Source organism: Amycolatopsis ruanii, from assembly GCF_003385175.1.
GTDB lineage: Bacteria > Actinomycetota > Actinomycetes > Mycobacteriales > Pseudonocardiaceae > Amycolatopsis_E > Amycolatopsis_E thermalba.
Genome location: NZ_PQHY01000138.1, coordinates 1 through 6,165 on the forward strand (window position 1 = coordinate 1; position 6,165 = coordinate 6,165).

The 6,165-nt window shown below is 73.1% G+C and carries 6 protein-coding genes; all 6 read left to right on the plus strand.

Annotated elements, in window-relative coordinates; all coding sequences use genetic code 11:
• Nucleotides 1-46: 46 nt before the first annotated feature.
• The 6 genes from purD (at nt 47) to D0D28_RS34880 (ending at nt 5,699) form a co-directional block, all read left to right on the plus strand.
• Nucleotides 47-1,330 (plus strand): phosphoribosylamine--glycine ligase, encoded by a 1,284-nt coding sequence (gene purD / locus D0D28_RS34855; RefSeq protein ID WP_094006541.1) that lies wholly within the window; start codon nt 47-49, stop codon nt 1,328-1,330.
• Between the two features lie 65 nt (nt 1,331-1,395).
• Nucleotides 1,396-1,785, plus strand: a complete 390-nt coding sequence (locus D0D28_RS34860) for a PE domain-containing protein (protein WP_094006542.1) — start codon at nt 1,396-1,398, stop codon at nt 1,783-1,785.
• Between the two features lie 13 nt (nt 1,786-1,798).
• A complete protein-coding gene (locus D0D28_RS34865) occupies nt 1,799-3,451 on the plus strand; it encodes a PPE domain-containing protein (protein WP_162831276.1) in 1,653 nt (550 codons plus the stop codon).
• The gene (locus tag D0D28_RS34870) at nt 3,448-4,179 is read left to right on the plus strand and encodes an ESX secretion-associated protein EspG (RefSeq protein WP_094006544.1); all 732 of its coding nucleotides are present in this window, start codon (nt 3,448-3,450) and stop codon (nt 4,177-4,179) included. The genes D0D28_RS34865 and D0D28_RS34870 overlap by 4 nt, the downstream gene beginning before the upstream one ends.
• Nucleotides 4,180-4,246: 67 nt before the next feature.
• The gene (locus D0D28_RS34875) at nt 4,247-4,591 is read left to right on the plus strand and encodes a hypothetical protein (RefSeq protein ID WP_233157349.1); all 345 of its coding nucleotides are present in this window, start codon (nt 4,247-4,249) and stop codon (nt 4,589-4,591) included.
• 19 nt (nt 4,592-4,610) lie between these two features.
• Nucleotides 4,611-5,699, plus strand: a complete 1,089-nt coding sequence (locus D0D28_RS34880; RefSeq protein WP_240323471.1) for a transglycosylase SLT domain-containing protein — start codon at nt 4,611-4,613, stop codon at nt 5,697-5,699.
• Nucleotides 5,700-6,165 lie beyond the last annotated feature (466 nt).

Consider the following 6,165-nt stretch of genomic DNA (forward strand, 5'->3'; position numbering starts at 1 on the left):
CGGGTGAACGGGGCGTGCCGCAGGTCAGCGTCTACGCTGAGGACCCGTGCGCGTCCTTGTGATCGGGTCCGGTGCCCGCGAACATGCCCTGCTCCTCGCCGTGTCCCACGACCCGGCCGTCACCGCGCTGGCCTGCGCGCCCGGCAACGCCGGCACCGCGGCGCTGGCCGAGCAGCTCGGTGTCGACGTGGCGGACCCGGCGGCGGTCGCCGAGCTGGCCCGGAGCTGGCGGGCCGACCTCGTGGTGATCGGGCCCGAGGTGCCGCTGGTCGCCGGCGCGGCCGACGCCGTGCGCAAGGCCGGCATCCCGGTCTTCGGGCCGTCCGCCGCCGCGGCCCGCATCGAGGGCTCGAAGGCGTTCGCGAAGGACGTGATGGCCGCCGCGAAGGTGCCCACCGCGCGCAGCGAGATCGTGGACAACCCGGCCAAGCTCGACGAGGCGCTCTCCCGCTTCGGCCCGACCTGGGTGGTCAAGGACGACGGGCTGGCCGCGGGCAAGGGCGTCGTCGTCACCCCGGACCGCGACGCGGCCCGCGCGCACGCGATGAAGCTGCTCGACGGCGGCCACCCGGTGTTGCTCGAGTCGTTCCTCGACGGGCCCGAGGTGTCGCTGTTCTGCCTGGTCGATGGCCGGACCGTGGTGCCGCTGCTGCCCGCGCAGGACTTCAAGCGCGTCGGCGACGGGGACACCGGCCCGAACACCGGCGGCATGGGCGCCTACGCGCCGCTGCCGTGGGCGCCCGCGGGCCTGGTCGACGACATCGTGCGCGACATCGTCCAGCCGGTCGTCGACGAGATGGCCGCCCGCGGCGCCGAGTTCTCCGGCCTGCTCTACGCGGGCCTCGCGATCACCTCCGACGGCCCGCAGGTCATCGAGTTCAACTGCCGCTTCGGCGACCCGGAGACGCAGGTCGTGCTCGCGCTGCTGGCCACCCCGCTGGCCGGGCTGCTGCACGCGACCGCCACCGGCACCCTCGCCGAGCAGCCGCCGCTGGAGTGGCACCCGGGCTCCGCGGTCACCGTCGTGATCGCCGCCGACGGCTATCCGGGCGTGCCGCGCGCGGGTGACGTGATCACCGGCGCCGAGGCCGAAGGCGTGCTGCACGCCGGTACCCGCCGCCGCGACGACGGCGCCGTGGTGTCGCACGGTGGCCGTGTGCTGTCCGTGGTCGGCGTCGGCGAGGACCTCGACGCGGCCCGCGCCCAGGCCTACGAGCGGGTCGCGAAGGTGCACCTGGCCGGCTCGCACCACCGCACCGACATCGGGCTCAAGGCCGCTCGCGGCGAGATCACCGTGCCCGGCGCTTCGGCGAATTCCAGCCCTAGCTGACACCCGGGTTGGTAGCCTTCCTACCGGAACTGGTCGGCTACCGTCCGTACCCGGGAGAGTGCGTTATGGCAGAGGACGACCTGCGTGGCGCCGGCCAGGGCCTCGCGCCCACGCTCGGCGTGCCCTCGGTGCCGCACGACCTGCGGGTGGACCCGGACAAGATGCTGCTGGTCGCGCAGGTGATCAGCGAGCAGGCCGACACCCTCGACGAGCGCATCCGCCAGCAACTGGCCGGCCTCGACATCAGCGCGCCCGCCCAGGACGTGATCAGCACCACGGCGGCCGACGCGTGGAACCGGCTGGTGGCCCGCGGCGACGACTCCTACGCGGCGCGGGTGCAGGCCTACGTGCGGAACCTGCGCGATCTGGCCGCGCAGCTGCAGCAGGCCGCGCAGGCCTACCAGGCCGGCGAGGAGGAGAAGGTCGCCGCGCTGTCCCACCGCCCGAAACGCTGAAGTGAGGTCTGGCGTGGCCACGTTCGACAGCAGCAAGTACGACATCCCGACGCTCGTCGCGAAGCTGCGGGACCAGCGGTTCGACGGCTACCAGCCGGAGCAGCTCGCGCAGGTCGTGGAGAAGTTCCGCGACGGCGCGGGGCCGTCGGGCATCACCGCGGCGGTGGAGGCGCTGAAGTCGATCTCCGGCGCGCTCGCCGAGACCGAAGCGGCGCTGCGGACCCAGCTCACGGCGCTCGGTGTGGAGTGGCAGAGCCGCGCTGGCGGGCAGGCGTCGTCGGTGGTCGCGCGCGAGGCCGGGTTCTCCGGCGAGGCGACGGCGAAGGTCGAGCAGGCCGCGCAGATGTTGTTCGAGCAGGCCGAGGCGTTCACCCGGACGCGGAACAAGCTGCCCGCGCCGGAGGACCTGCGCAAGGCGGGCGGCTACACCTTCGGGGACACGGTGTTCAGCTTGTTCGGGTTCGAGACCGACCACGCCGCCGACGTGCGCACCGCCGAGGAGGCCAAGGCCCAGGCGGTGGACGCGCTGAACGCCTACGCCCACGACACCGGGCACTACCTGGGCTCGGTGTCTACTGTGGACGCTCCGGCGCCGGTTTCGCTGCTGTCGGCGCCGGGGACCGGGGTGGTTTCGGGGGTGGGTGGCGCGGCGGCGCCGGTGCCGTCGCTCCCGGACACCACGCCGACGCAAGCCCAGGGGACGAAGGACACGACCCCGGACACCTCGGGGATGGGCTTGGCCGGCGGCGGGGCTCCGGCTGTGGGCACCGCCGCTTCGACCGCGGGAGGCGCGGGGGTCCATCGCCGGGCAGGCGCCGTCCGGTCCGGCACGGGCGGGACGACTGCTGGGCACCGCGGTGCAGCCGGGCCTCCCGCTTCCGGCGCGGCCGCTGGACGAGCCGGTGCCGGTGGGGCCACTGGACACCGCGGCGCGGCCAGTGCCGGAGGCGCCGCTGGGCGACCCGGCGCAGCCGGGTTCGCCGATCGCCAGGCGTCCGGCTCCGCTGGACAGCACGGCGCCGGTGCCGCGGGCAGCGGCCGGACGAGCTCCGGCAGCGGATCCGGCTTGACCTCCCGCCCGGGCGTACCCGGCTCCGCCGGGCAACCGGGCACCGGGGAAGCCCACGGCGCTGGAGGACGCTCCGCTGCTGTTCCCGGAGGGAACGCCCGGGCCGGGTCGGCCTCCGGAAGCGGCACAGGCGCCGGGGCCGGAAACGCGGCCACCCCCGCCGAGGAAGCGCTCGGCAAGGGGCGCTCCGCCGGTGCCGCGCCGCCCTCCGCCACGGCTCCCACCGCCGTCGGGCCGGGGTTCGCTGCCGTGCGGGCCCCCTCGGGGCTCAGTGGGCTCGCCGAGGCCGCCCCCGCGCTCGGTGCGGCCGGGGCGAGTGGCGCGCTCGCCGGTGAGGGTGACCGGCAGAGCCGCGTCGGCCGGAACACCGCCGGTCACCGCATCCACCAGATCCCCGCCGACGACCTGCCCGAGGAGGAGGAAGCCCGCCTGGCCCGGCGCGGCGGCCACACCCCGGACCCGGTGACCACCCGCGCCATCCTCGAACCCGCCGCACCGCGCGACGGCGAGGAAGAAGTCCGGCGCTTCGGCGTCGACGACAACGACCTGTTCACCGACCGGCGGGACGTCGCACCGGACACGATCGGCGACCGATGAGCCTCGTCCTGACGACGCTCGAGTTCGACGTCCTGTGGCAGAGCCTGCGCCTGCCGCGCGCCCACCCGGCCCTGCGGATGCCCAGCGCGGGCCCCACCCACACCGAGCGACGCCAACTCGAAGACCGCGCCTGGGAGATGCTCGCCGACCGGGGACTGGCGCGCGGGCGGCGGGCCGTCGGGGAGATCGTCGACATGGCGACCCTGCTGGCGAACCCGCAGGTCTCGATCGACGTGTGGGTGTGGACCGGCCGGGAGATCCGCGGCCTCGCGGCGAGCAACGGCAACCAGGCGCTGCTGGCGGTGGTGGACTCGGGCGAGGTGTGGCTCATCCCGGCGCGGCCGAACGCGCTGGCCGAGTCCGCGGTGTCGGTGGCCGGTGAGCAGCCGGGCGGGGTCGGGCACTCGGTGACCCTGCCCCACGGCACCCTGCGGGCCGCCGACGCGGACGCGAAGGGCGACCCGAAGTCGCTGGTCACCGCGCTGGAGGACCGTGGCGTCGAGCTGTGGGAGGCGCAGGAACTGGCCGGCATGTTGGTGGGGATGACCACGCGCGGGCAGTTCGGCGTCGAGCGGCAGGGGCGGCGCGCGGGCCGGGTGGTGGCGTTCTACGACACCGACGCGGGCCGGTACCTGCTGCAGGTCGGCGGGCAGGGCTGGGCGACGGTCGCACCGGCCGACAACCAGCTGCTGGCGAGCCGGGTCGCGGAGCTGCTCGACGAGGTGTGAACCACCGGATGGTGGAACTTGCCGGAAACCGCGTACGCGTCGCGATGATCGTCCTACAGTGAGCGACGTGCCTGAAAGCGATCCGGACTCGTTGGAGTATGTGGCCGGGCAGGTCGAGGCCATCCACGAGCACTTCAAGAAAGCCAAGGACAAGGTCACGGGCGTGACCGGGGACAACCCGTTCGGCGCCATCAAGCACCCGGACGAGCTGGAGCCGGGCGAGCACCCGTCGGACGGCATGGTGAACGCGCTGGGGACGTTCCGCGACGGCGTGCACAAGCAGTTCGACGCGGCCGCCGAGCTGATGACGTCGACCGGCAGCGCCCTGCGCGACGCGGCGCGGGCGCTGCGGGAGACCGACGACGCGGCGCGTGACAGCGCCACCGTCAAGGACGGAAGCCTGCGGGCCTGACATGGTGGCCGCACCGGGCATGCCGCCCGAATGGAACGATGTGCAGACCCGGGCGCAGCAGGTCGAGAAGCTGAACCCGGCGGGGATCCAGGCCGTCGCGGACCAGTTCACGCAGGCGTCGAAGGACTCGGGGGACCATTCGGCGGCGCTGCGCAACGCGACGGCGGCCCTGGGCGGCGGCACGTGGACCGGGCCGGCGGCTGACGCGTTCTTCGCCTACGTCAAGCAGATCGGCGACGCGGGCGGAAAGGTCAACGACCACCTCGACGAGGTCGCGCGGGAGCTGTCGAACCTGCAGACGTCGCTGGCCGACGTGAAGGGCCGCATCGACACGATCAAGCAGCAGGCGCAGACCGACATCGAGAAGGCCAACGGCGACGCGGTGACCAACGCGAACGCGGCCGAGGCGATGGAACGCGAGGTGCGCGAAGGCAAGGAGGGCGCCACGATGCCCTCACCGACGTCGGCCGAGATCATGGCCGCGAACGCGCGGAAGACCAGCGGGATCGCGGCGGGCGCGCGGGACCAGATCCAGGGCCTGCTCAACGGGGCGAACGAGCAAATCAACCGGGTCATGGCGCTGGTGAAGAAGGACGTCGAGGGCGGGTACGCGTCGGTGCCCCCGCTGGGTAGCAAGCCGAAGACGATGAAAAGCACCGGCGGGCTGCGCTCCGGTGGTGGCGGCGGCGGCGGCGGTGGCGGGGGCGGCGGTCTCGGCCCGAGCGGTGGCCCGCCGAGCAGCCAGCCGCCGGGCAACGTGCGGCAGTGGATCGAAGAGGCGATCCGCATCCTGCAGGCGGCCGGCATCCCGGTCACCGAGGCCGACATCGACAAGATCTGGACGATCATCGAGAAGGAGTCGGGCGGCAACCCCAACGCCATCAACCTGTGGGACAGCAACGCGAAGGCGGGACACCCGTCGAAGGGGTTGATGCAGTGCATCGACTCGACGTTCAACGCGCACAAGCTGCCCGGGCACGACGACATCTACAACCCGGTGGACAACATCATCGCCGGGGTGCGGTACACGTTCGACCGGTACGGCGGGTTCGCCGGACACCCCGGCCTGAAGTCAATGGCCTCCGGCGGCGGCTACCAGGGCTACTGAGCGCGCAGCGCCGTCTTTGAACCCAAGGTAGCTGGGTGGTCATCCCGTCGCCTGACACGTGACGATCACCTTGAGCCAGGGCCGCAACCCGGGCTCTCTCCGGCGGCCGTCCATGCCAACCTTGCGGCCCTGGCTCAAGGTGATATGCACAAACCGGAAGGCGACGGGATGACCACCCAGCGACCACCTCGCCAAGGCGAGACGAGGCACCCCTTGGTCATCCCGGAGCCTGCCCGTCCGGCGAGGACATCTTTTGATCTTTGAACCGGCGGCTTGGGCAGGCGGAGAGCCCGCCCTGCGGGCGGTTAAAGCGCCTCACGGCGCCGGAAGGTCACCTTACGACCACCCCCGCCCCCGATGCCTGATTGTGTTTCAGTCGCCGAGCAGGCGTGTCAAGGCGGGAAAGAGTACCTTGACACGCCTGATCGGCGACCAAAGCAGGCTGTGGATCGGGGGCGGGGGAGGT

Excerpts from the sequence above, each read along its gene's own strand:
- D0D28_RS34860 (WP_094006542.1), top strand. The coding sequence starts at position 1,396 with ATGGCAGAGGACGACCTGCGTGGCGCCGGCCAGGGCCTCGCGCCCACG.
- D0D28_RS34870 (WP_094006544.1), top strand. The coding sequence starts at position 3,448 with ATGAGCCTCGTCCTGACGACGCTCGAGTTCGACGTCCTGTGGCAGAGC.
- D0D28_RS34880 (WP_240323471.1), top strand. The coding sequence starts at position 4,611 with ATGCCGCCCGAATGGAACGATGTGCAGACCCGGGCGCAGCAGGTCGAG.